The sequence below is a fragment of the Ensifer sp. ZNC0028 genome (assembly GCF_000799055.1).
GTDB lineage: Bacteria > Pseudomonadota > Alphaproteobacteria > Rhizobiales > Rhizobiaceae > Ensifer.
This window is the reverse complement of sequence record NZ_JTLA01000009.1, coordinates 72364-94632: the sequence shown is the minus strand read 5'-3', so window position 1 is coordinate 94632 and position 22269 is coordinate 72364. Positions and strand designations below refer to the sequence as shown.

Genomic DNA, 22269 nt, shown 5'->3' with positions numbered 1-22269 from the left:
GAGGCTTTTGACCGATGACCATGCACAACGAAGAACTGAGGCTGCCGAGCAATGACTGGCGCGCCTATCAGGGCGTGCTGTCGCGACGCGTCTTTGCCTTTCTGATCGATTACGCGATCATCGCGCTTCTGTGGATCCCCGCGGCGGTCGTCGTCTTCTTCCTCGGCATCCTGACGCTTGGCCTCGGCTTCATGCTGTATCCGGCGCTCTTTGCGATCGTCGCCATGCTCTATTTCGGCCTGACGGTCGGTGGCCGCGAACAGGCCTCTCCCGGCATGCGCGTGATGGGCCTGGCGATTGCCAGAACCGACGGGCGCCCGATGGACTTCCTGACGGCGATCGTCCACCTCGTCATCTTCTGGATCGCCAACGCGCTGTTGACGCCGCTGATCCTGCTGATCGGTCTTTTCACCGACCGCAGCCGCCTGCTGCACGATCTGCTGATCGGCACCGTCACGGTGCGCCGCGACATGTATTGAAACCGGCGCAGGCAACCGAGCTGAAAGCGTAAGGCGGCGTCTTCCGCCTTACCGCCGCCACCTATCGTGGTCACACCTAAAATATCGGCAGGCGCAGACGGAAGCGGCAAACGAGTGAGTTGACGTTTTCCATTCTTGCGCCATGCTACTGTCATGAACCACAGCGCGAAGAGTGACCTCCGCACTCGATGAACACACAGACCGCACCGTCTCCGCAATTTTACCTGACTGCACCGGCAGCCTGCCCTTATCTGCCGAACGAGATGGAGCGGAAGGTTTTCACCCACATGGTGGGCGAGCGCGCGCCCGAGCTCAACGATCTCCTGACGCAAGGCGGCTTCCGCCGCTCGCAGAACATTGCTTACCGTCCTGCCTGCGAAACCTGTCGGGCCTGTATTTCGGTGCGCATCCTCGCCAACGAGTTCAAGCCCACCCGCTCAATGCGCCGGGTGCTTGCCGCCAATCACGACGTGATCTCTGCGGAGTATGCGGCCGAGCCGTCGAGCGAACAGTACAACCTCTTCCGCCGCTACCTCGACCGACGCCACCAGAAGGGCGGCATGTCGGACATGTCGGTGCTCGACTATGCGATGATGGTCGAGGACACCCATGTTCACACCAAGATCATCGAGTATCGCCTGAGGGTCGAAGGCGACGGCATCAGCGAGAAGGCGCGCGGGCCGTTGATCGCTGCAGCGCTGACCGACCGCATGGGCGACGGGCTGTCGATGGTCTACTCCTTCTTCGACCCGGCGCAGGAAGAGCGCTCGCTCGGCACCTTCATGATTCTCGATCACATTCGCCGCGCCCGGGAGCGCGGCCTTCCCCATGTCTATCTTGGCTATTGGGTCAAAGGCTCGCGCAAGATGGGGTATAAAACAAAGTTTCTGCCGCAAGAGCACCTTATGGCCCGTGGCTGGGAGCGCTATGAAGGCGGAGACACCATCCTGGAAGCCGCTCCTACGAAAACGGGTTAGAAATTGAGTTCATCTTCCGATGCCGCGATGCACCGGCGCGGCCTTGCCATCACCGGCCTCGGCGGCCTCGCCCTCTCCTTCGACATCCCGCTCATCCGATCCGCCGGCGGCGACGTCTGGTCGCTGCTTGCCGTGCGCAGCCTGTCGACCTTCGTGATCGCGCTGGGCGCCTGGTTTGTGCTCAACCGCATGCTCGGCCGGAAGATTTCGCTGATGCCCGGCAAGGCCGGCCTCCTGGTCGGCATCTTCTACGGCATCAATTCCTGCACGTTCCTGCTCGCCGTCTTCAACACCTCGACGGCAAATGTGGTCTTCATCCTCGCCTTCACCTCGATGTTCGCCGCCATCCTCTCGTGGATCTTCCTGAAGGAGAGGCCATCGAATGCGACGCTCGTGACCATGCTGGTGATGGTGCTCGGCGTCGGGCTGATCGTCCAGGACGGGCTGGAAAGCGGCCACCTCTTTGGCGACGCCATGGCGGCATCCTCCGCATTTCTGCTGGCAAGCGCGATCACGATCAGCCGCGCTAGCAAGCGCGACATGGCGCTGGTGCCGCTGGTGACGGCGATCTTTCCGGCAGCCGTCGCGCTCCTGATGCTGCCGGCCGGCGGCTTCACGATCGCGGCCCCCGGCTACATCCTGTTCAACGGCCTGGTGATGATCCCGCTCGCCTTCTTCTGCCTTGCGACCGGCCCACGTTATCTCTCAGCCCCGGAAGTGGGTATGTTCTATCTGCTCGAGACCATTCTCGCGCCGATCTGGGTGTGGATGGTCTTTGCCGAAACACCGACAACGCAGACGCTGATCGGCGGTTCGATCCTCATCTTCGCGCTGATCGGCCATTCGCTCTGGCAGATGCGCAGCCGGTCGCTGAAAGCGGCCGTCGCCTGCGCCGAATAGCACTATTGTTTAAGACTTGTCGTCACGCTGACTGCTCGGCCGCGGACGTCGCTGTTTGTGATCGACGCCGCGATCGCGCACCGGCAGCGGCTCCTGCGGCTGTCCGAGCGAAGCCGGGCGGACGCCGGGCATCTCTACGCGCATGACCCAGAGTTCGCGGTTGGTGTTGATCCAGGTGGCCGCGACGCTGAGCGGCGCCGGATTGCCGATCAAGGCGTCGCCGTCGCGCCGCCTGAGGCGGGTAACGAGGCCAGCGGCCTCCAGAAGCGTTATGTGCGTTTCCAACTCTTCGCCGGTTACCGCGACGGCCACAGCTATGTCGGCGACGCGCGCCTCGCCGGCAAAAAGGATCTCGAACGTGCGGCGGCGAACCGGGTGGGCAAGCGCCAGCAGGACGTCATCAAGGGTTGTGGCATTCGGCATCGCTGTCATCCCTGTTGGATGCGCAGTGATCCATTATAGCCTTCTGGCTTACAAGCGCCAGTTGCGCTTGCGTTTCATTTGGATTTCCAATGATTTAAGAGCGCGCGCCAAACTGCGCCAGAACGAGACAGAAGCCACGCAGTCGTTAGACCGCATGGCTCTCGTTATCATGGTCAGCCGCTGAACTTGCCGCTGCGCGGGAAGCCCTTCGGAACGACGCGGCCGGCAGAGGCGCGGTCGCCCTGCCATTCGATCAGTTCGTCCTTGGTCTTGGTAAAGACGCGGCCGGCGCTGTCTTCCCAGACGAGACCGTCGGCGATCGTGAAGCAGCGGATGTCGGAGATGCCGCCATCCTTGTAGCGCTGCAGCCGCACGCCCTTGCCACGCGCCATCTCGGGGATCTGCACGAGCGGGAAGACGACCAGCTTGCGGTTTTCGCCGACGACGGCCACGTGATCGCCCTTGACCGGAACGACCAGCTTCGCTTCGTCGCTGCCCGATACGTTCATCACCTGCTTGCCCTTGCGGGTATTGGCGACGATATCGCTTTCGCTGACGACGAAGCCGTTGCCGGCAACCGAGGCGACGATAAGCCTGCGCGCCGGATCGTGAACGAAGGCCGTCAGAACGTCCTGGTCGGTCTCCATGTCGACGATGATGCGCAGCGGCTCGCCATGGCCGCGACCGCCGGGCAGCTTGTCACCGCCGAGCGTGTAGACCTTACCGCCTGTCGTGAAGACGAGGATCTTGTCGGTCGTCTGCGCCGGGAACGCCACCTTCAGCGCATCGCCCTCCTTGAACTGGAGTGACGACGTGTCGGAGATGTGGCCCTTCAGCGCGCGGATCCAGCCCTTCTCAGAGATGACGACGGTGATCGGTTCCTTCTCGATCATCGCCTGCTGGATCGCCTCGACGTCGGCTTCCGGCGCATCGGCAAAGGTGCTGCGGCGCTTGCCGATCTCGGTCGCCTTGGCAAACTTCTTTTTGACTTCGCCGATTTCCCAGGCGACGGTCTGCCACTGCTTTTCGTCGGAGGCGAGCAGCGCCTCGATCTCGGCCTTTTCCTTCGAGAGCGCATCGAACTCGGTGCGGATCTCGAATTCCTCGAGCTTGCGCAAGGAGCGCAGGCGCATGTTGAGGATCGACTCGGCCTGGAGATCGGTGAGCGAGAACCGCTCCATCATCACCGTCTTCGGCTCATCCTCTTCACGGATGATGCGAATGACTTCGTCGATGTTCAGGTAGGCGACAAGGTAGCCGCCGAGGATTTCGAGCCGGCGGTCGATCGCGGCCAACCGGTGGCGCGAGCGGCGCTGCAGCACTTCGCGGCGATGCGCCAGCCATTCCGACAGCACTTCGTTCAGCGCCATGACCCGCGGCACGCGCCCCATGGACAGCACGTTCATGTTGAGCGGAATGCGGCTTTCGAGCTCGGTCAGCTTGAACAGCGATTCCATCAGGATGCCGGCATCGACCGAACGGCTCTTCGGCACGAGGACGATGCGGATGTCTTCGGCAGATTCGTCGCGGATGTCTTCGAGCAGCGGCAGCTTGCGGGCGATCAGCAGCTCGGCAATCTTTTCGATCAGGCGCGACTTCTGTACCTGGTACGGGATCTCGGTGACGACGATCTGGTAGCCGCCGCGCCCAAGCTCTTCCTGCGCCCAGCGGGCACGGACGCGGAAACCGCCACGGCCGGTGCGGTAGGACTCGGCCATGCTTTCCCGGCCCTCGACGATCACGCCGCCGGTCGGGAAGTCGGGCCCTTCGATGCCGCCCTTTTGCGGGTTGGCCGGATCGTAAAGCAGATCCTCGACGGTCGCCTCGGGATGACGGATGAGATGCAGCGCCGCGTCGCACAGTTCATGCGCGTTGTGCGGCGGGATCGAGGTGGCCATGCCGACGGCGATGCCGGTCGCGCCGTTTGCGAGCAGGTTCGGGAAGGCGCCGGGGAGCACGGTCGGCTCCTGGTCTTCCTCGTTGTAGGTCGGGCGAAAATCCACCGCGTCCTGGTCGATGCCTTCCAGAAGCAGCGAGCAGACGTCCGTCATCTTGGCTTCGGTGTAGCGCATCGCCGCGGCGTTATCGCCGTCGATGTTGCCGAAGTTGCCCTGGCCATCCACCAGCGGATAGCGGATCGCAAATTCCTGCGACAGGCGCACCAGCGCGTCATAGATCGACGCGTCGCCGTGCGGATGGAACTTACCCATCACGTCGCCGACGATACGCGCGCATTTCTTGAACGAGGAGTTGGGGCGCAGCCCCATCTCGCTCATCGCATGCACGATGCGGCGGTGCACGGGCTTCAACCCGTCGCGAACGTCCGGAAGCGCGCGGTGCATGATGGTCGACAAGGCATAGGCGAGGTAACGCTCTTCCAGCGCCGCCTTGAGGTCAACCGGCTGAATGTGATCGTCCCCGCCTGACGGGGGATTGAGGCTTTGTCCCATAGGTTCTTGCTAGCGCAACAAACCCGGAACGGCAAGGTTTTCAGGGCTTGCGCTTGTGGAGAACCCCCGCGCCTCAAATAACCGGCCCGCACACCGATCCGCTTGCCCCGGCGCAATGTTCGTGCAACGGTCGCGCCGCTATGCGTCGGAGGCTGCCGCCAGGTAACGTCCCGGAAAGCATGCCCGAGCAGGAACATGTGCGGTTCGCCCAAGCGAATATAATTTCGCCCTGTTTCGTAATAGCTTCGGCTGGAGTTGATTTGGACGATTTGCAAGGGGGATCGCAGGACGCGCATTGGCAGATGGAAATGGCGGCAGCGCGCCGCCGACAAAGACGAATGCTGCCAAGCGCCTACAGTTGAAGCCCTTGCCAAGGGAACCAGATCAGCGACGCCTTATCTTCTTAAACGCTACACAATCAAAGATTTTCACGAAGGAACTCGAAATGATGCACACGCGCAAGATCCGCCTGATGATGGCGAGCGCCGCGCTCCTCACGCTTACCGGCCCGGCCTTCGCGCTCGATGGCGCCGATCTGATGAAGAAGCTCGACGCAGCGACGAACGCGAACGGCACCTCGCTCACCTATGACAAGGCCGAAGTCGACGGCGACAAGGTGACGGTGACCGGCGTCAAGCTCAAGGTCGCAAGCCAGCCGGGCGAAGCGGTGGACCTGAAGATCGGGGACCTGACCTTCGAAGGCGTCGAGGAAACCGAAGGCGGCGGCTACTACGCCGAAACCGTTTCGTTCCCCGACGTCAATGTCAGCCAGGACGAGGGTGCCATTTCGGTCAAGGACATCCTGCTCTCCGGCCTGACGATCCCGGCCAATGCGACCGGCGGAACGATCAACGACATCCTTCTCTATGAAAGCGCCAGCACCGGCCCGATCGCCGTCAGCTCCAAGGGCAAGGAAGTCTTCTCGCTCGAAAGCACCGAAGCCAACCTCGCGCGCCAGGAAAATGACGCCGGCTTCGACTTCGACGCGACTGCGTCCGGCATCAAGGCCGACCTGTCGTCGGTCGAAGACGCCAAGAGCAAGGAGGCGATCGAAAAGCTCGGCCTCACCACCATCGACGGCGCCCTGACGATGAAGGGCAGCTGGGAAGTCGAAAGCGGCAATGTCGCACTCGAAGAATATGCCCTCGACTTCAAGGATGTCGGCCGGCTGAACTTCGCTCTCGACATCTCCGGCTACACGCTTGCCTTCGTCAAGTCGATGCAGGAAGCGATGAAGGCTGCCGAAGCCAACCCGAACAAGGAAGAGGCCAACCAGGCCATGGGTCTCGCCATGATGGGCCTCATGCAGCAGCTGACCTTCAACAGCGCCGAAATCCGCTTCGACGACGCGTCGATCACCAAGAAGGCGCTCGACTATGCCGGCTCGCAGCAGGGTGTTTCCGGCGAGCAGATGGCGCAGTCGCTGAAGGGCCTGGTTCCGATCATGATGGCGCAGCTCAACGTGCCGGAACTACAGAACCAGGTGTCGGCCGCCGTCAACGCCTATCTCGACGGCCCGAAGAGCCTGACGATCAGCGCCGCTCCGGAAAAGCCGGTTCCGTTCCCGATGATCATGGGTGCTGCCATGGGCGCGCCGAACACCATCCCGTCGGTGCTCGGCGTCAAGGTAACGGCGAACGACTAATCGTTCAGGTTTCTCCCGGCCTCAATCGAGCCCAGGAGAGACCAAGATGACGACCAACCTTGCGCGCCGAGACAGGCGCGCAAGGTTTGATGGCGATTCACTCGGCGGACTTCGCCAGCCGAAGCCCGCGCCGCGCCCTCCCCTGAAAGAACAAGCTCCGCCTTTACTTGCGAACCGCACAGTCGGATCACGTCGAGCGCCCTTGTGGAGCGCGCATCGGCTGCGTGCGGGGCACGCTTCTTCCCGGTCGGCTATTGCTTGCACCAAGAAATTTTCACCGTAAGGCGATGGCGTTTTTCATCGAAATCGTGCATGCCAGCCTCAGGCAATTCAGAGTCCGACTTCCAGCGAACTTGAGAGCATTTAAGCCTCGGCCGGGACGTCTCGGACTTTGTCCAAAATATACAAATACATACCCGAATATCGTCTCCACGTTACGGCAGATCGGACGTAAATGCTCGCCTGGCTCCAGCAGTCTGTAAATTTCACTGAAGAATTGCTGGAGGGGAAATTCGCCCCCGTCCGAGCCGATTACTACACAGGCCCGCCGGGTAAGCCGCTGCGGCTGCTGCTCCAGGCACGGACGGATTTCCTGTCGATCTGGCGGGCGAGCGACTATACCGAAAAGGTCTCGCAGACCAAGATCCTCGGGCGACAGATCATCGTCGTCAATTCGCCCGACCTGATCCGCCAGGTCGTCGTCAAGCGCCACGAAAACTTCGAACGCAAGAGCCCGCAGATGCGCCGGGCACTCGAATTCCTGCTGGGCGACGGGCTGTTCATTTCGGACGGAGACACCTGGAAGCAGCGCCGGCCGCTGGTGGCAGATATCGTCCACGCCAAACGGGTCCCCTCCTTCGGACCGGTCATGGAAAATACGACCAGCGAACTGGTCGAGCGCTGGAACCGCATGCCCGATGGCGCCGAGGTCAACGCTCTGCACGAAATGGCCGGACTGACCGCAGAGATCATCGCGCGCAGCGTCTTCGGCAACCAGCTCGGCGACGATAGCGCGGCGGCGGTGACCGAGGGCTTCACCAGCTACCAGTCGCTGGTCGATTCCATCAACATCGGCTACTTCCTCGGCTTCGACGATGGCCTGCCAGTGCTGCGCACACCGAGCCTGCGTCGTTCGGTCAAGCGCATCCACGCAACCATCGACAAGGTGGTTGAGGATCACCTGGCCGGACGCGGCGACCACAATTCGATGGTCGAGCTGCTGATCCGCCGCCAGCAACGAAACCCGGAACTGAAACTCGACCTCGTCGCCTTGCGCAACGAGGCCGCAACCATCTTCATGGCCGGGCACGAGACGACGGCGGCGACGCTGACCTGGACCTGGTATCTGCTTTCGAAGGCCGGCTGGGTCGAGAAGGCAGTCCACGACGAAATCGCCAGGGTCTGCGGCGACCGGACACCGACGATCGACGACGTGCCGCAGCTCGAATGGTGCCGCGCGGTCATCGAAGAAACGCTTCGCCTCTACCCGCCGGTGCCGATCCTGGCGCGGCAGACCCGCGAGGCGGACATGATCGGCGACGTTGCCGCCGAGCCGGGCTCGCTCGTGCTGATCGTGCCGTGGCTTCTCCACCGGACTGAAAGCCTCTTCCAGGATCCGCACCATTTTCATCCGGAGCGATTTACCGAGGGTCGTCGGCCGACGCCCTACAGCTTCATTCCGTTTGCCAGCGGCCCCCGCGTCTGCCCCGGTCTGCATTTCGGGCTGACCGAAGCGATCCTGTGTCTAGCAATCATTGCCCAGCGGTTCCGGGTGCGCGTCGCCACGCGCCACGCAGTCGAGCCAATTTGCCGCCTGACATTGCGACCGAAGCGCGGACTTCCAGTCACGCTTCACAGGCGCAGGAGCGAAGCGCATGGGTGATCCACGCCCGCAAGAGCCGATTGCCAAGCGCAAGGCCTGGACCTTCACGGAGGAAGGCGTCCCCGGCCTTACGGACGCGCTAGCAGGCGGTGATCGCCTGCGCGCTTTCCAGCGTTACTGGATTTCCGACAACCTGTGGAACCTCGCCAACCTCGCTGGACACTTTGGCATGAAAATGTTGCCGATGGACGCCTGCTCGCGCCTAGGGGCAGCACTCGGCCTCTTCGCGGTGCCACGGTTCCACAAGGTCGCGGCTCAGCGCGCCCGTGCAACCATCCAGCATCTGCGTCCCGACCTGGACGCCTCGCAGCAGGAGGCGTTGTTTCGCGAAAACTGTCGAGCACAAGGGCGACTGATGACCGAGTTTTCGGTGATCAACCGGCTGCAGCGCTGCCCCGAGCGGCTCAAGGCCGATAGCCTCGCGCGGATCCGCGACGCAGCGAAGGAAGGGCCGGTCATCACCGTCGGCATGCACCTTGGCAACTGGGAGGCCGGGACCATTGCCATCCGGAGTTTTGGCCTTCAACCCTACGCCTCGTACGTGCCTCCCAAGGGCCGCGCAAAGTCCTGGATCGCCGAAAGGGTTCGCACCAAGGCCGGGCTACGGTTCCTTCCTCCCGGGGCGGAAGGCATTCGGCCGGCGCTCAGGGTGCTGAAAAACGGCGGTGTCGTCAGCATGTTTTGCGACGAAGGCTTTGCCGGCATGATCAGGGGACCGTTCTTTGGCCGCAAGCCGCATCAGGAGGGCAACATTGCGGTGGCCATTCGACTGGCACGCATGACGGGCGCAACGATCTGCCCATGGTACTGTCTGCGCACAGACAACTTCCGCTTCGAGTTTGAAGCACTCGAGCCTATTCGGTTGCCGGCTGAGGATCGCCCGAATGCGCGAATTCTGGACGACATGCTGCTCTTGAATAACGCCATCGAGCCGGTCGTTCGCGCCCATCTCGACCAATGGTACTTCCTCGACAACGCGCTTCGGCCGCAGTGAAGCTTGCTTGCGCTTTTTGGTGCGCCCGCATGTCGGCCTTGCGATCGCCGCTTGATGCCGGCCGGGTCTGGCCTATTTATCCCGCCAAGGACCGAATTCCCTGTTCCTGACCGATAAAACGGAAGGAGATAGCCATGGGACTGAAGCAGGCGGACATTACAGCCATCCTTGGCCCGGTCGACGAGACGCTGATGGCCGAACTGCTTGCGACCGGCGCAACGGCCGGCGAGCTTGCAGAGGCGATCGCCTGGGTCAACAACGATGAAGCGCTGATCGGGGAAGGCCGCCATCTGCCGGCCGGCCGTGTTGCGGCGCTGATCGACATCTTGACCCCAGACAACGAAGAAGAGCGGAATTTCGAACTGTAGTCGAACACGACTACTTGCCGGGTAAGTCCGATTGCAAGCCGCCTGCCGGGCGGCTGGGTGCGTGAGGCCATATGTTCGTGTTGAGGGAGGTCCACAATGGCTGCCAAGGAAGTCAGGTTCAGTAGCGATGCCCGCGATCGGATGTTGCGCGGTGTCGACATTCTCGCCGATGCGGTCAAGGTCACGCTCGGCCCGAAGGGCCGCAACGTCGTCATCGAACGCGCCTTCGGCGCGCCGCGCATCACCAAGGACGGCGTGTCGGTCGCCAAGGAAATCGAGCTCGACGACAAGTTCGAGAACATGGGCGCGCAGATGTTGCGGGAGGTCGCGTCGCGCACCAGCGACGTGGCCGGCGACGGCACGACGACGGCCACCGTGCTTGCACAGGCCATCGTCAAGGAGGGCGTCAAAGCGATCGCATCCGGCATGAACCCGATGGATCTGAAACGCGGCATCGATCTCGCCGTCGACGCGATCGTCGCGAAACTGAAGACCCACGCGCGCAAGATTTCCAACAATGAGGAGATCGCACAGGTGGGCACGATCTCGGCCAACGGCGACGCCGAAATCGGAAGCTATCTGGCAAAGGCCATGGAGCGTGTCGGCAATGAAGGCGTGATTACGGTCGAGGAGGCGAAAACCGCCGAAATCGAGCTGGAGATCGTCGAAGGCATGCAATTCGACCGCGGCTATCTCTCCCCCTATTTCGTCACCGACCAGGAGAAGATGCGGGTCGAATTCGAAGACCCCTACATCCTCATTCACGAAAAGAAGCTTTCCAACCTGCAGGCGATGATCCCGATCCTCGAAGCGGTGATCCAGGCAAGCCGGCCGTTGTTGATCATCGCCGAGGATGTGGAAGGCGAAGCGCTGGCGACGCTGGTCGTCAACAAGCTGCGCGGCGGGCTGAAGATCGCGGCCGTCAAGGCCCCGGGGTTCGGCGACCGGCGCAAGGCGATGCTCGAAGACATCGCCATCCTGACGGGCGGAACGGTCATCTCCGAAGACCTCGGCATCAAGCTCGATAACGTGACGCTCGCCAATCTCGGGCGGGCCAAGCGGGTGATGGTCGAGAAGGAAGACACCACCATCGTCGACGGCGCCGGCACCAAGGCGGATATCGACGGACGCGTCGGCCAGATCAAGGCGCAGATCGAGGAAACGACCTCCGACTACGATCGCGAGAAGCTGCAGGAACGGCTGGCCAAGCTTGCCGGTGGTGTCGCGGTGATCCGGGTGGGCGGCTCGACAGAAGTGGAAGTGAAGGAAAAGAAGGACCGGGTCGACGATGCGCTGCATGCGACACGGGCCGCGGTGGAGGAAGGCATTCTGCCTGGCGGCGGAGTCGCGCTGCTTCGGGTCGTCCACGCGCTCGATGGGCTCAAGCCCGAAAACGACGACCAGCGCGTCGGCGTCGAGATCGTGCGGCGGGCGCTGGAGGCGCCGGTGCGCCAGATCGCCGAAAACGCCGGCGCCGAGGGCTCGGTCATCGTCGGCAAACTTCGGGAGATGAGCGATTTCGCCCAGGGCTGGAACGCGCAGACCGGCGAGTATGGCGATCTCTACCGCATGGGCGTCATCGATCCGGCGAAGGTCGTGCGGGCAGCGCTACAGGACGCGGCGTCCGTCGCCGGCCTGCTTGTGACGACCGAAGCCATGGTCGCCGAAAAACCGAAGAAGAACGGACCCACGCCACCACCCGGTCCAGGCATGGACTTCTGACGGGCGACAGATGGTTGGTCGCCTAGCCGGACAGCTGGCGGTGGCGCCCGACCTCGGCAATGGCAAGCTCAACGATCGGCAGCAGGTCCGCTTCGCCGAAGCGACATCTGGAGCAGGCAAACAAAAAGCCCGACGAGACGATCGCCGGGCTTTTTCTTTAGTGTCAGGTCCGTTCGACCTTAGTCCTTCTTCTGCGGGATCGGGCGGATCGCCAGTTCGCGCAGTTGGGCCGGCGCCGCTTCGGACGGTGCGCCCATCAGGAGGTCAACCGCCTGCTGGTTCATTGGGAAGATCGAGATCTCGCGCAGGTTCTTGGCGCCGACGAGCAGCATGACGATGCGGTCGATGCCAAACGCCATGCCGCCATGCGGCGGTGCGCCGTACTGGAAGGCGCGGTAGAGGCCGCCGAACTGGTCTTCGACTTCCTGCTGCGACTTGCCGGTCAGTTCGAACGCCTTGACCATCACTTCCGGAAGCTGGTTACGGATCGAGCCCGAGGCGATTTCAAAGCCGTTGCAGACCATGTCGTACTGGTAGGCCTTGAGCGACAGCGGGTCTTCGGTGTTCAGCGCCTCGAGGCCACCCTGCGGCATCGAGAAGGGGTTGTGGGCGAAATCGATCTTCTTTTCGTCTTCCAGCCATTCGTAGAACGGGAAGTCGACGATCCAGCAGAATTCAAAGCGGTCACGGTCGACGAGGTTCAGCTCCTCGCCGGCGCGGGTGCGGGCTTCGCCGGCAAACTTGTAGAACTTGGCGGGATCGCCGGCGACGAAGAAGCAGGCGTCGCCATCGTCAAGACCGAGCTGCGTGCGAATCGCGTCCGTGCGCTCCTCGCCGATGTTCTTGGCGAGCGGACCGGCGCCTTCGAGCTTTTCGCCTTCCTTGCGCCAGAAGATGTAGCCGAGGCCCGGCTGGCCCTGGCTCTGGGCCCAGGCGTTCATGCGGTCGCAGAATGCGCGCGAGCCGCCGGTCTTGGCCGGGATCGCCCAGACTTCGACCTTCGGGTTCGACGCGATCATGTTGGCGAACACCTTGAAGCCGGACCCGGCGAAGTGCTCGGTGACGGCCTGCATCTCGATCGGGTTGCGCAGGTCCGGCTTGTCGGAGCCGTACTTGCGGATCGCGGTGTCGTAAGGAATGCGCGGGAACTTTTCCGTCACCGGCTTGCCGTCGGCAAACTCGACGAAGATCTCGCGGATCACCGGCTCCATGGTCGACCAGACGTCTTCCTGCTCGACGAAGCTCATTTCCAGGTCGAGCTGGTAGAACTCGCCCGGCAGGCGGTCGGCGCGCGGGTCTTCGTCACGGAAGCACGGCGCGATCTGGAAGTAGCGGTCGAAACCGGCCACCATCAGCAGCTGCTTGTACTGCTGCGGCGCCTGCGGCAGCGCATAGAAGCTGCCGGGATGGATGCGCGACGGCACGAGGAAGTCGCGCGCGCCTTCCGGCGACGATGCAGTCAGGATCGGGGTGGTGTATTCGGTAAAGCCGACTTCGCCCATGTGGCGGCGCATCGACGAGATGATCTGGGTGCGCTTGACGATGTTCTTGTGCAGCGTATCGCGGCGCAGGTCGAGGAAGCGGTACTTGAGCCGCACGTCTTCCGGATAGTCAGGCTCGCCGAAGACCGGCAGCGGCAGTTCCTTGGCCGCCGAGAGAACTTCGATCTCCTGGGCGTAGAGCTCGATCTCGCCTGTCGGCATGCCCTTGTTGACGGTGTCGTCCATGCGCGCCTTGACGAGGCCGTCGATGCGCACGACCCACTCACCGCGCACGGTCTCGGCTGCCTTGAAGGCGGGGCTGTCGGGATCGGCGACGACCTGGGTAATGCCGTAATGGTCGCGCAGGTCGATGAAGAGCAGACCGCCATGGTCGCGGACGCGGTGGACCCAGCCGGAGAGGCGAACGGTGGAGCCGACGTCCGACTTGCGGAGGGCGGCACAGGTGTGGCTGCGGTAACGATGCATCGTCTTATCCCGGAATTGCAAAGAGCCGCGCAGGCACGTCAGAAACGGCGCACGGCAACATGGTCAAAATCGGGCGGAAAAGCGCATGACGCGTTGCCTTTGTCAAGCCGCGCGGCCGCTGTCCGCCCCCGATGGAGGTGCGTTGTAAACGAAGGAAAGGGCCAGTCCAAGGGCGCTCGTGACAAGAGCAGGCCGAAATGCCGCGAAAAGGACGGCAATCGTCACAATTCGGGGCTGTCCGCCGGCAGAATGCGGGGCTACACAATCACTGGCCGCACATTTGATCCTCGAGTCGTGGCCGATTTTCGGATGTTGCCTGCCCCATGTCCCAGATTCGCCCGCTCATCCCCCTTCTTGTCACCGCAGGCATCCTCATCGGCGGCAACGGCCTGCAAGGCACGTTCATCTCGCTGCGCGCGCTTGAGGAGGGCTTCTCCACCTCGCTGATCGGGGTGATCGGTGCCGGCTACAACATCGGATTTGCGCTCGGTTGCGTCTATGTCACCCGCATCCTGCGTTCGATCGGGCACATCCGCACCTTCTCGGCCATGGCCGCAATCGCGTCGGCAGCGGCGATTTCCATGGTGCTCGTCATCAATCCGCTGATGTGGTTCCTGATGCGGCTTCTGGCCGGCATCTGTTTCGCCTGCCTGTTTGCGACCGTCGAAAGCTGGCTGAACGCCAGCGTCACCAATGCCAACCGGGCGCGCACGCTCTCTGTCTACCGTCTCGTCGATCTCGGCTCGGTGACGGCGGCGCAATACGTCATCCCGGGCATCGGCCTTGGCGGCTTCGAGCTCTTCGCCATCATCTCGATGGCGCTGACCTTGTCGCTGGTGCCGATCTCCTTTGCCGACCGCTCGAGTCCCGTCGCGCCGGAAGCGATCCGCTTCGACGTCAAGGCGCTCTGGAACATCTCGCCGCTTGCGACCGTCGGCTGCATCGTCGTCGGCCTCACCAATGCGGCCTTCCGCTCGCTGGGTCCGATCTACGCACAAGGCATCGGCCTGTCGGTCACCGCGATCGCCACCTTCATGAGTGCCGGCATCATCGGCGGCGTCGTGCTGCAGTATCCGCTCGGCCACTATTCCGACCGCATCGACCGGCGGCTGATCATCCTGATCGCCACCTTCGGCTCGCTGCTGGCCGGCCTGTTCCTGGCCTTCGGCGCCGGCAACGACGAGTGGCTGAATTTTGCCGGCATCTTCCTGTTCGGCGCCTTTGCCATGCCGCTTTATTCGCTCTGCTCGGCCCATGCCAACGATCACGCGGCCGAGGGACAGCATGCGCTCGTTTCGGCGGGCATGCTGTTCTTCTGGTCGCTCGGCGCGATCATCGGGCCGCTGTTTGCATCTTTCCTGCTCGAAATCTTCGGGCCGCAGGCGCTGTTCATCTACACGGCAGCGATCCTCTTCCTGTTCATGCTCTACACGCTGCAGCGCATGACGGCGCGCGCACCGGTACCTGCCGGCGAGCGGGCGATGCCGTTCCGCAACCTCCTGCGCACCTCGTCCTTCTTCAACAAGCTCGCTGCCGGCAACAACCACAAGCGCAAGGACCGCTGACCTGCGGCAAGATGCGCGCGATCAGCATAATTGCTGAACACAATAATCAGGTTTAGAACCGGCACACCGCAAACAGCAGCCGAGATCGCCGAAATGCCCGTCATCAGCCGCCGCACCTTCCTCCAAGGCTCCGCTGCTCTCGGAGGCGCCTTCACGCTTGGTGCCGGCATGGCGGCCCGCGCCGGCGCCGCACCCGATCCGCAGATCCTGATGGCGCAGCTAACCGAAGCCCAGATCGCCAAGGATGGGCTTACGCCCAAGGTCATGACCTACGGCTTGGGTGAGACCTCAAGCAGCGCCATGCCGCCTGTCCTGCGCATGCGCAAGGGTGAACCCTATGCCGCCCGCCTCCTCAACCGGCTCGACGAGCCGACAACGGTGCATTGGCATGGACTGCGCATCGCCAACGCCATGGATGGCGTGCCGGAACTGACGCAGCCTTATGTCTATCCGGGCGACCGTTTCGACTATCTGTTCACCCCGCCCGATGCCGGCACCTTCTGGTACCACCCACATTGCAACACGCTGACGCAGATGGGCGCCGGCCTGACCGGCGTGATCGTCGTCGAGAACCCGGACGATCCGACCTTCGATGCGGAGATCGTGCTCAACCTGCGCGACTGGCGGCTCGGCACGGGCGGCGCCTTCATCGACGCCTTCAAGCCGCGCGATGCGGCCCGCGGCGGCACCTACGGCACGGTGCGCACCGCCAACTGGCAGCAAGAGCCTACCTATGATGCACCGGCAGGCGGCCTGGTGCGCGTGCGCATCGCAGCAACGGACGTCACCCGCATCTATACGATCGGCCTTGAGGGCGCGGACGCAATGGTCATTGCGCTGGACGGCAACCCGGTCGACAAGCCGTTTGCGCTTGACCGCTACGATTTTGCGCCCGGCCAGCGCGTCGATCTTGTCGTGCGCATGCCCGATGGCGAAGGCCAGACGGCCACGCTCGGCAACCTGCGTGGATCGCATCCCTGGACGATCGCGCGCTTCCGCTCAGCCGGCGCCTCGCTCAAGCGTGACCTTCGGGATGTCGCCCCCCTGCCCGCCAACCCGATCGCGGAAGCTGATCTTTCCACCGCCACCCGCGTGCCGCTCGAACTGACGGCGACGGCGGAGCACAAGGCGACGCCTTCGATCTGCGGCTCGCTCGGCTACACCTTCTGGGCGATCAACAAGGTTCCGTGGCCGGGCGACACGCCCGATCCGATCGCGCCGATCGAGGAGATGAAGCTCGGCAAGAGCTATGTGCTCGAGGTCGCCAACCGGACGCCGCATGCCCACCCGATCCATCTGCACGGCCTGAGCTTCCGCGTTATCAATTCCAACAAGCGGACTTTCCTGCCGCCGCCGACCGATACGATCCTGCTTTTGCCCGATGAACAGGCGGAAGTCGCGCTTGTGGCGGACAATCCGGGCGATTGGGTCGTGCATTGCCATATCATCGAGCACCAGAAGACCGGCATGACGGGTTATTTCAAAGTCGTCTGAGATTTCGATTGTGACAGATGCCGCGAAGAGTTACACGAAATTCCAAGCCGCATTTTCGCCACAGTGATTTAAATCTGATGATTGAAACAACAGCAGACCTTGAGGCCGCCTGCCAGCAGCTGGCCCTTTCAAATTATATTACGATTGATACCGAATTTCTTCGCGAGACGACTTTCTGGCCGGAGCTTTGCCTGATCCAGATGGCGAGCCCGGACCTTGCCGTGATTGTCGACCCGATGGCGAAGGGCATCGATCTTGCGCCCTTCTTCGCGCTGATGGCCAATCCTGAGGTCATCAAGGTGTTCCATGCTGCGCGTCAGGACATCGAAATCATCTTCCATCTCGGAAACCTTATTCCGCATCCGATCTTCGATACGCAGGTCGCAGCGATGGTTTGCGGCTTTGGCGATAGCGTTTCCTACGACCAGCTGGTCAACCGCGTCACCGGCACGCAGATCGACAAGTCCTCGCGCTTTACCGACTGGAGCCGCCGTCCGCTGACCGAAAAGCAGCTCGACTATGCGCTGGCCGACGTCACGCATCTGCGCGACATCTACAAGTACCTGGCGGCAGAACTCGAGCGCGAAGGCCGTTCGCTCTGGCTGACCGAAGAGATGGCCATTCTCGAAGCCCGCGACACCTACGACCTGCACCCTGACGACGCCTGGCAGCGGCTGAAGATGCGGGTAAAGAAGCCGATCGAGCTCGCCGTGCTGAAGACGGTCGCCGCTTGGCGCGAGCGCGAGGCACGCGCCCGCAACGTGCCGCGCGGCCGCATCCTCAAGGATGACGCCATTTACGAGATCGCCCAGCAGCAGCCGAAGGATGCGGAAGCACTGGCACGGCTCCGGACCATCCCCAAGGGCTGGGAACGCTCCACCGCCGGAACGGCGGTCGTCGAGGCCGTCAACGAGGCGCTGGCGATCCCGAAGACCGATCTGCCGAAGCTTCCGCGCCAAAGCCATGCGCCGGAAGGTGCTGCGGCCGCTGGCGAGATGCTGAAGGTGCTTTTGAAGCTGATCGCCGAGAAGCAGGGCGTCGCCGCGAAGATCATCGCCAACAGCGAAGATCTCGACAAAATAGCTGCCGAGGGCGAGAAGGCGGATGTCGCCGCGCTCAAGGGCTGGCGGCGCGAACTCTTCGGCGAAACGGCACTGAAGCTGATCAACGGCGACGTCGCCCTGCGCTTCGTCGACAAGAAGATCGAAGCAGTGGAAATCGGCGCCGAGATCACGTCCGCGTCAGCTTGAAAAAGGGATTGGGCGGAGACAAGTTTCCGCCTGAATCCAGCTCTAGCCAAGGGCCGGGCGGAACAGAATCACCATCGTATCAAACGATGTGACGTGAGCCGGCGCCTTGGGCAACGCCGACCGACACGGATGCCGCCTTTCCGGTACCGGAGCTTTCTGCATGCGTTGGCGCTTTTCGACTTTCGAAGGACTTCTCTTGCTGCTGGTCATCGCCGGCGCCGGCGCGGTCTACGCATGGGTTTTCTACGGCAAGGGCGCCCTGATCGGCGCAACCTATGCACTCTTCATGTGCCTTCCGATCATCGCGTTTGAGCGACGCATCATTTTTCGGCGTCTGCATCGGCGGATCCACGCCTTTTCCACGCCGGTCTTCTTCGTCGCGTCGCTGGTGATCTACTTCGTGCTTCTCGACGTCGGCTATGCCGCCGCCGGCCTGCTCATGCAGACGGGGGGCGTCATGAAGGACCACTGGATGGACGCGATGATGCCGTCGAAGACAGTCCTCGTCTTCGCGCTCGGCGTTTCGGGTTCGCTCGTCTTCATCCTTAGGGTTCGCGAACTGCTCGGGCGCGACGTCTTTTTGAGCCTGCTCACCGGCCGCTACCGCAGGCCGGTCGAGGAGGAGCGCGTCTTCCTCTTTATCGACCTTGCCGGATCGACCGCCTATGCCGAGAAACACGGCGACCTCAGGATGCAGGAATATCTCGGCAGGCTGTTTGCAACGATCGCCGATCCGGTGATGCGCTACCGCGGCTCGATCGACGACTACATCGGTGACGCCGCCGTCATTACCTGGCCTTTCGATCGCGCCACCAACAATGCCGCCTGCATTCATTGCGTCTTCGACATCCTGGAGATGATCGATGCGGACGCGACCCGCTGGCAAAAGGAGTTCGGCGAAGTTCCGCGCCTGCGCGCAGCACTTCATGGCGGCACCATCGTCGCGGCGGAGATCGGGCTCGACCGGCACAAGATCACCTATTTCGGCGATACGGTGAACACCACCGCCCGGCTTGAAGGCTTCTGCAAGACGCTTGGCCACCAGGTGCTGATCTCCACCGACCTCGCGCGTAAGATGCGCCTGCCGCATTATGTCCGGGTCGAGGATCTCGGCGAGCATGCCGTCAGAGGACGGGGGCAGAAGCTTGGCGTTCTGTCGCTGCGCGCAGGCAGCGCAGCGCCTCAGCTGGCATCGACCGCGGCCGAGTGATCTCGACCGACCGGATCGTGATCGCCGTCAACCGTGCAGCTTGGCGCCCTTGGTGATCTTGTCGACCAGCTTCTTGTCCGCATGAATGGCAATGCCGGCGACCGCAGCGTCTTCGGGGCTGGTCTCGGCGAAGACCGCCCGGTTGGCGTGGTCGTGGCCGGTGGCGAACATGGCGTCGACATAGATCGAGGCTTTGACCTCTCTTTCGATCGCACGCCGTTGAATGTTGCCGAGCGTCTTCCCATCTGCGGCTAGCACGATGATCGGCTGGATGCTCAGGGCGTTGTAGACGTTGCCGGCGCCATCGCGATAATCTTCGCCGATGATTTCGGGCTTCTGTCCGGCGATCCCGGTGGCGAGGAAGGCGGTGACGTTGAGCTTCTGCCAGGTTGCCAGGTCCTCGCGCAAGACGATTGCAAATTTGGTATCGAACATGACGGCCATCTCCATTTCAGCCCGACAGGGCGTGCCGGAAGACGCATTATCGGACGGTGCCGCAATCGATCTTGAACGATTGTGCGGCGCGCCCGGCGACGGCATCCGGGTGGCGCCTGCCGTCGATGGCATCGAGCGCATCGAGGCGCGCCTGCATGGAAAGTTCTTCGAGCCGCACCGCCACGATACCTACGCGATCGGCGTGACGCTCGGTGGCGTGCAGACGTTCCAGTACCGTGGCGAAAGTCGCTTCAGCAATCCTGGAAGCATCATCATCCTCCATCCGGACGAGATCCACGACGGCGGCGCGGGAACGGAGATCGGGCTTCGCTACAGGATGATGTACCTGCAGCCGGAACGGTTGCTCGCAGCCCTTGGCGAAACCGATCGTTCCCTGCCCTTCGTCGCAGCCCCTGTCGTGGGCGACGAGGCGCTGAGGCAGGCGGTCGGCGAAGCCGTCATGGATCTGGACAATGGCATCGACGAACTGGCGCTCGACGATATCCTCGTACGGATCGCCGAGGGGCTCTACCGCCACGCCGGCACCAAGGACGCCAAGCCCGGAAAGACCGACAAGCACGCCGTTCTCCAGGCGAGCGAGTTCCTTCGCGCCAATCTCGAACGCCCCGTCGGCTCGCAGGAACTGGAGGCGGTGAGCGGGCTCGATCGCTTCACCCTCGCCCGGCAATTCCGCCGGGTTCTCGGCACCAGCCCGCACCGCTATTTGCTGATGCGCCGGCTGGAGCGGGCACGGCAGATGATCGCTCGGGGCGAAAGCCTTGCCGGTGCAGCACTCGAAACCGGCTTTGCCGACCAGGCGCATTTCACCCGTCATTTCAAGCGCGCCTACGGCCTGACGCCCGGCCGCTGGGCGAGCCTCGCCGTCGCCGGCCAATCCTGTCACCAAAGCTTCATCGGGTTGTAAAGCAAGCATCACCCAACCGTCATCATAGCCGCCTATCGGGTTCGGACTGCAGCGCCGCGCGTCGTGGGACGCGCAAGGGTCGCTGCAGCACGTCGAATTTGCTGCACGTCTTTCTCCTTGGATCTACGGCGATCCAAGGCGGCAGGCAGAGGCTCCAACCCAAGGTGAACTTCATGACGAAAACGCTTCTCGCCACTGCGGCTCTTTCCCTTTTGATGACGATGGCCGCCTCGGCCGAGGAAAAGTCCTTCACCGCGACCCTGAAGGGCCACGCGATCCTGCCGGCAAACACGATCATCGCTGCCCCCGCGGACGCGCCTGAGTATCTCAAGACCTCCGGCAAGTTCACCACCGCGGACCGCAAGCGTGCCGAAGCGCTCGGCACCGTGCCGGGCAAGGACGGCGTGCGCCTGACCGGCCTATCGCTTCCCTTCGACGGCCAGCCGATGCAGGGCTTTTCCGGCATCAAGGCGATGGAAGATGGCACCTTCTGGAGCCTGTCCGACAACGGCTTCGGCAGCAAGATGAACTCCAGCGACGCCATGCTGATGCTGCACCATGTGAAGATGGACTGGGACGCCGGCAAGGTCGAAGCGCTGAAAACACTGTTCCTGACCGACCCGGACAAGAAGGCCCCCTTCCCGATCGTCATGGAAGGCTCGGACAAGCGTTATCTCACCGGCGCCGACTTCGACGTCGAATCGATCCAGCCGGTCGCCGACGGCTTCTGGGTGGGTGAAGAGTTCGGACCCTACATTCTCAAGTTCGACCTCGACGGCAAGCTGACCGATGTGATCGCGACCACGGTGGACGGCAAGCCGGTGATGTCGCCCGACAACCCAACGCTGACGCTGCAGGGCGACCCCTCGAAGAAGACGCCTGCCTTCAACCTGAAGCGCTCCGGTGGCTATGAAGGCATGGCGCTTTCCAAGGATGGCAGCAAGCTTTACGGCCTGCTCGAAGGCCCGATCTGGACCGACAGCGAAACGGTCGAGCAGGCCGATGGCCGCCCGGCGCTGCGCATCATCGAACTCGATGTCGCAAGCAAGGCCTGGACCGGCCGTAGCTGGCTCTACCCGCTGGCTGAAGGTGGCGAGGCAATCGGCGACTTCAACATGCTCGACGACAAGACCGCACTGGTGATCGAGCGCGACAATGGCGCCGGCACGATGGACAAGGCCTGCGCCGATCCGAAGGACCCGAAGCCGGACTGCTTCGCAACGGGCTCCAAGGTCAAGCGCATCTACAAGATCGCCTTCGACGACAGCAATGCCGGCAAGGCCGTGCGCAAGATCGGCTACATCGACCTCTTGAAGATCGCCGACCCGGATAACAAGAAGCGCCAGGGCGGCGGCGAAGGCTTCTACGACATGCCCTTCGTCACCATCGAAAACGTCGACCGCGTCGATGCGACCCACATCATCGTCGGCAACGACAACAACCTGCCGTTCTCGGCCGGTCGCGCGCTCGACAAGGCCGACGACAACGAGTTCGTACTGCTCGAAGTCGGCGATTTCCTGAAGGCCGAATAAACAAGAAGGGCGCGCGAATTTCGGTTCGCGCGCCCTTCCTTTTTTAGTCCG

The 22269-nt window shown here is 62.8% G+C and carries 18 protein-coding genes; 14 read left to right on the top strand and 4 right to left on the bottom strand.

Annotated elements, in window-relative coordinates; genetic code table 11:
* Nucleotides 1-14: 14 nt before the first annotated feature.
* The 3 genes from L981_RS02655 (at nucleotide 15) to L981_RS02645 (ending at nucleotide 2356) form a co-directional block, all read left to right on the top strand.
* On the top strand, nucleotides 15-479 hold the full coding sequence (locus L981_RS02655; protein WP_043611437.1) for an RDD family protein: 465 nt from the start codon (nucleotides 15-17) through the stop codon (nucleotides 477-479).
* Nucleotides 480-667: 188 nt separating this feature from the next.
* Nucleotides 668-1456 carry an arginyltransferase gene (locus L981_RS02650; protein ID WP_043611436.1) on the top strand — a complete coding sequence of 263 codons (789 nt, stop codon included), beginning with the start codon at nucleotides 668-670 and terminating at the stop codon, nucleotides 1454-1456.
* Between the two features lie 3 nt (nucleotides 1457-1459).
* Entirely contained in the window at nucleotides 1460-2356 is an 897-nt protein-coding gene (locus tag L981_RS02645; RefSeq protein ID WP_043611435.1) for a DMT family transporter, read from the top strand.
* 9 nt (nucleotides 2357-2365) lie between these two features.
* Here the strand turns inward: L981_RS02645 and L981_RS02640 are convergent, their stop codons facing one another.
* Together L981_RS02640 and parC are read right to left on the bottom strand one after the other, a co-directional pair.
* The gene (locus L981_RS02640) at nucleotides 2366-2779 is read right to left on the bottom strand and encodes a transcriptional regulator (protein ID WP_371258815.1); all 414 of its coding nucleotides are present in this window, start codon (nucleotides 2777-2779) and stop codon (nucleotides 2366-2368) included.
* A 173-nt stretch (nucleotides 2780-2952) separates the two neighbouring features.
* Nucleotides 2953-5229 carry a DNA topoisomerase IV subunit A gene (gene parC, locus L981_RS02635; protein ID WP_043611434.1) on the bottom strand — a complete coding sequence of 759 codons (2277 nt, stop codon included), beginning with the start codon at nucleotides 5227-5229 and terminating at the stop codon, nucleotides 2953-2955.
* Between the two features lie 445 nt (nucleotides 5230-5674).
* On the opposite strand from parC, the gene L981_RS02630 reads away from it, so the two are divergent.
* The 5 genes from L981_RS02630 (at nucleotide 5675) to groL (ending at nucleotide 11840) form a co-directional block, all read left to right on the top strand.
* Nucleotides 5675-6874, top strand: a complete 1200-nt coding sequence (locus tag L981_RS02630; RefSeq protein WP_043611433.1) for a hypothetical protein — start codon at nucleotides 5675-5677, stop codon at nucleotides 6872-6874.
* Nucleotides 6875-7328: 454 nt separating this feature from the next.
* The gene (locus L981_RS02625; RefSeq protein ID WP_043611432.1) at nucleotides 7329-8756 is read left to right on the top strand and encodes a cytochrome P450; all 1428 of its coding nucleotides are present in this window, start codon (nucleotides 7329-7331) and stop codon (nucleotides 8754-8756) included.
* Nucleotides 8749-9750 carry a lysophospholipid acyltransferase family protein gene (locus L981_RS02620; RefSeq protein WP_043611431.1) on the top strand — a complete coding sequence of 334 codons (1002 nt, stop codon included), beginning with the start codon at nucleotides 8749-8751 and terminating at the stop codon, nucleotides 9748-9750. Before L981_RS02625 ends, L981_RS02620 begins: the two co-directional genes overlap by 8 nt.
* Before the next feature lie 134 nt (nucleotides 9751-9884).
* On the top strand, nucleotides 9885-10118 hold the full coding sequence (locus L981_RS02615) for a hypothetical protein (RefSeq protein WP_043611430.1): 234 nt from the start codon (nucleotides 9885-9887) through the stop codon (nucleotides 10116-10118).
* Between the two features lie 96 nt (nucleotides 10119-10214).
* Nucleotides 10215-11840 (top strand): chaperonin GroEL, encoded by a 1626-nt coding sequence (gene groL / locus L981_RS02610; protein ID WP_043611429.1) that lies wholly within the window; start codon nucleotides 10215-10217, stop codon nucleotides 11838-11840.
* A gap of 179 nt (nucleotides 11841-12019) precedes the next feature.
* Here groL and aspS read toward each other — a convergent pair whose 3' ends face one another.
* Nucleotides 12020-13807, bottom strand: coding sequence for an aspartate--tRNA ligase (gene aspS, locus L981_RS02605; protein ID WP_043611428.1), 1788 nt, complete (start codon nucleotides 13805-13807; stop codon nucleotides 12020-12022).
* Between the two features lie 323 nt (nucleotides 13808-14130).
* On the opposite strand from aspS, the gene L981_RS02600 reads away from it, so the two are divergent.
* The 4 genes from L981_RS02600 to L981_RS02585 all read left to right on the top strand — a co-directional run bounded on the left by L981_RS02600 (nucleotide 14131) and on the right by L981_RS02585 (nucleotide 19326).
* Complete coding sequence (locus L981_RS02600) at nucleotides 14131-15372, top strand: MFS transporter (RefSeq protein ID WP_043611427.1); 1242 nt, start codon at nucleotides 14131-14133, stop codon at nucleotides 15370-15372.
* Nucleotides 15373-15465: 93 nt separating this feature from the next.
* On the top strand, nucleotides 15466-16866 hold the full coding sequence (locus L981_RS02595) for a multicopper oxidase family protein (protein WP_043611426.1): 1401 nt from the start codon (nucleotides 15466-15468) through the stop codon (nucleotides 16864-16866).
* 77 nt (nucleotides 16867-16943) lie between these two features.
* A complete protein-coding gene (rnd, locus tag L981_RS02590; RefSeq protein ID WP_043611425.1) occupies nucleotides 16944-18116 on the top strand; it encodes a ribonuclease D in 1173 nt (390 codons plus the stop codon).
* Between the two features lie 160 nt (nucleotides 18117-18276).
* Nucleotides 18277-19326 (top strand): adenylate/guanylate cyclase domain-containing protein, encoded by a 1050-nt coding sequence (locus L981_RS02585; protein WP_043611424.1) that lies wholly within the window; start codon nucleotides 18277-18279, stop codon nucleotides 19324-19326.
* A 27-nt stretch (nucleotides 19327-19353) separates the two neighbouring features.
* On the opposite strand, the gene L981_RS02580 is transcribed toward L981_RS02585, so the two are convergent.
* Complete coding sequence (locus L981_RS02580; RefSeq protein WP_043611494.1) at nucleotides 19354-19761, bottom strand: DUF2000 family protein; 408 nt, start codon at nucleotides 19759-19761, stop codon at nucleotides 19354-19356.
* Here L981_RS02580 and L981_RS02575 point away from each other — a divergent pair.
* Entirely contained in the window at nucleotides 19760-20686 is a 927-nt protein-coding gene (locus L981_RS02575) for an AraC family transcriptional regulator (RefSeq protein ID WP_082005860.1), read from the top strand. The two genes, L981_RS02580 and L981_RS02575, sit on opposite strands and share 2 nt — an antisense overlap.
* Before the next feature lie 173 nt (nucleotides 20687-20859).
* A complete protein-coding gene (locus tag L981_RS02570; RefSeq protein ID WP_043611423.1) occupies nucleotides 20860-22218 on the top strand; it encodes an esterase-like activity of phytase family protein in 1359 nt (452 codons plus the stop codon).
* Nucleotides 22219-22269 lie beyond the last annotated feature (51 nt).

What these genes read in the sequence shown, in the direction of transcription:
- rnd (WP_043611425.1), top strand. Translation starts at nt 16,944, where the DNA reads ATGATTGAAACAACAGCAGACCTTGAGGCCGCCTGCCAGCAGCTGGCC.
- L981_RS02600 (WP_043611427.1), top strand. Translation starts at nt 14,131, where the DNA reads ATGTCCCAGATTCGCCCGCTCATCCCCCTTCTTGTCACCGCAGGCATC.
- L981_RS02655 (WP_043611437.1), top strand. Translation starts at nt 15, where the DNA reads ATGACCATGCACAACGAAGAACTGAGGCTGCCGAGCAATGACTGGCGC.
- L981_RS02575 (WP_082005860.1), top strand. Translation starts at nt 19,760, where the DNA reads ATGACGGCCATCTCCATTTCAGCCCGACAGGGCGTGCCGGAAGACGCA.
- L981_RS02625 (WP_043611432.1), top strand. Translation starts at nt 7,329, where the DNA reads ATGCTCGCCTGGCTCCAGCAGTCTGTAAATTTCACTGAAGAATTGCTG.
- L981_RS02570 (WP_043611423.1), top strand. Translation starts at nt 20,860, where the DNA reads ATGACGAAAACGCTTCTCGCCACTGCGGCTCTTTCCCTTTTGATGACG.
- L981_RS02630 (WP_043611433.1), top strand. Translation starts at nt 5,675, where the DNA reads ATGATGCACACGCGCAAGATCCGCCTGATGATGGCGAGCGCCGCGCTC.
- groL (WP_043611429.1), top strand. Translation starts at nt 10,215, where the DNA reads ATGGCTGCCAAGGAAGTCAGGTTCAGTAGCGATGCCCGCGATCGGATG.
- L981_RS02620 (WP_043611431.1), top strand. Translation starts at nt 8,749, where the DNA reads ATGGGTGATCCACGCCCGCAAGAGCCGATTGCCAAGCGCAAGGCCTGG.
- L981_RS02580 (WP_043611494.1), bottom strand. Translation starts at nt 19,761, where the DNA reads ATGTTCGATACCAAATTTGCAATCGTCTTGCGCGAGGACCTGGCAACC.
- L981_RS02585 (WP_043611424.1), top strand. Translation starts at nt 18,277, where the DNA reads ATGCGTTGGCGCTTTTCGACTTTCGAAGGACTTCTCTTGCTGCTGGTC.
- L981_RS02595 (WP_043611426.1), top strand. Translation starts at nt 15,466, where the DNA reads ATGCCCGTCATCAGCCGCCGCACCTTCCTCCAAGGCTCCGCTGCTCTC.
- L981_RS02650 (WP_043611436.1), top strand. Translation starts at nt 668, where the DNA reads ATGAACACACAGACCGCACCGTCTCCGCAATTTTACCTGACTGCACCG.
- aspS (WP_043611428.1), bottom strand. Translation starts at nt 13,807, where the DNA reads ATGCATCGTTACCGCAGCCACACCTGTGCCGCCCTCCGCAAGTCGGAC.
- parC (WP_043611434.1), bottom strand. Translation starts at nt 5,229, where the DNA reads ATGGGACAAAGCCTCAATCCCCCGTCAGGCGGGGACGATCACATTCAG.
- L981_RS02615 (WP_043611430.1), top strand. Translation starts at nt 9,885, where the DNA reads ATGGGACTGAAGCAGGCGGACATTACAGCCATCCTTGGCCCGGTCGAC.
- L981_RS02640 (WP_371258815.1), bottom strand. Translation starts at nt 2,779, where the DNA reads ATGCCGAATGCCACAACCCTTGATGACGTCCTGCTGGCGCTTGCCCAC.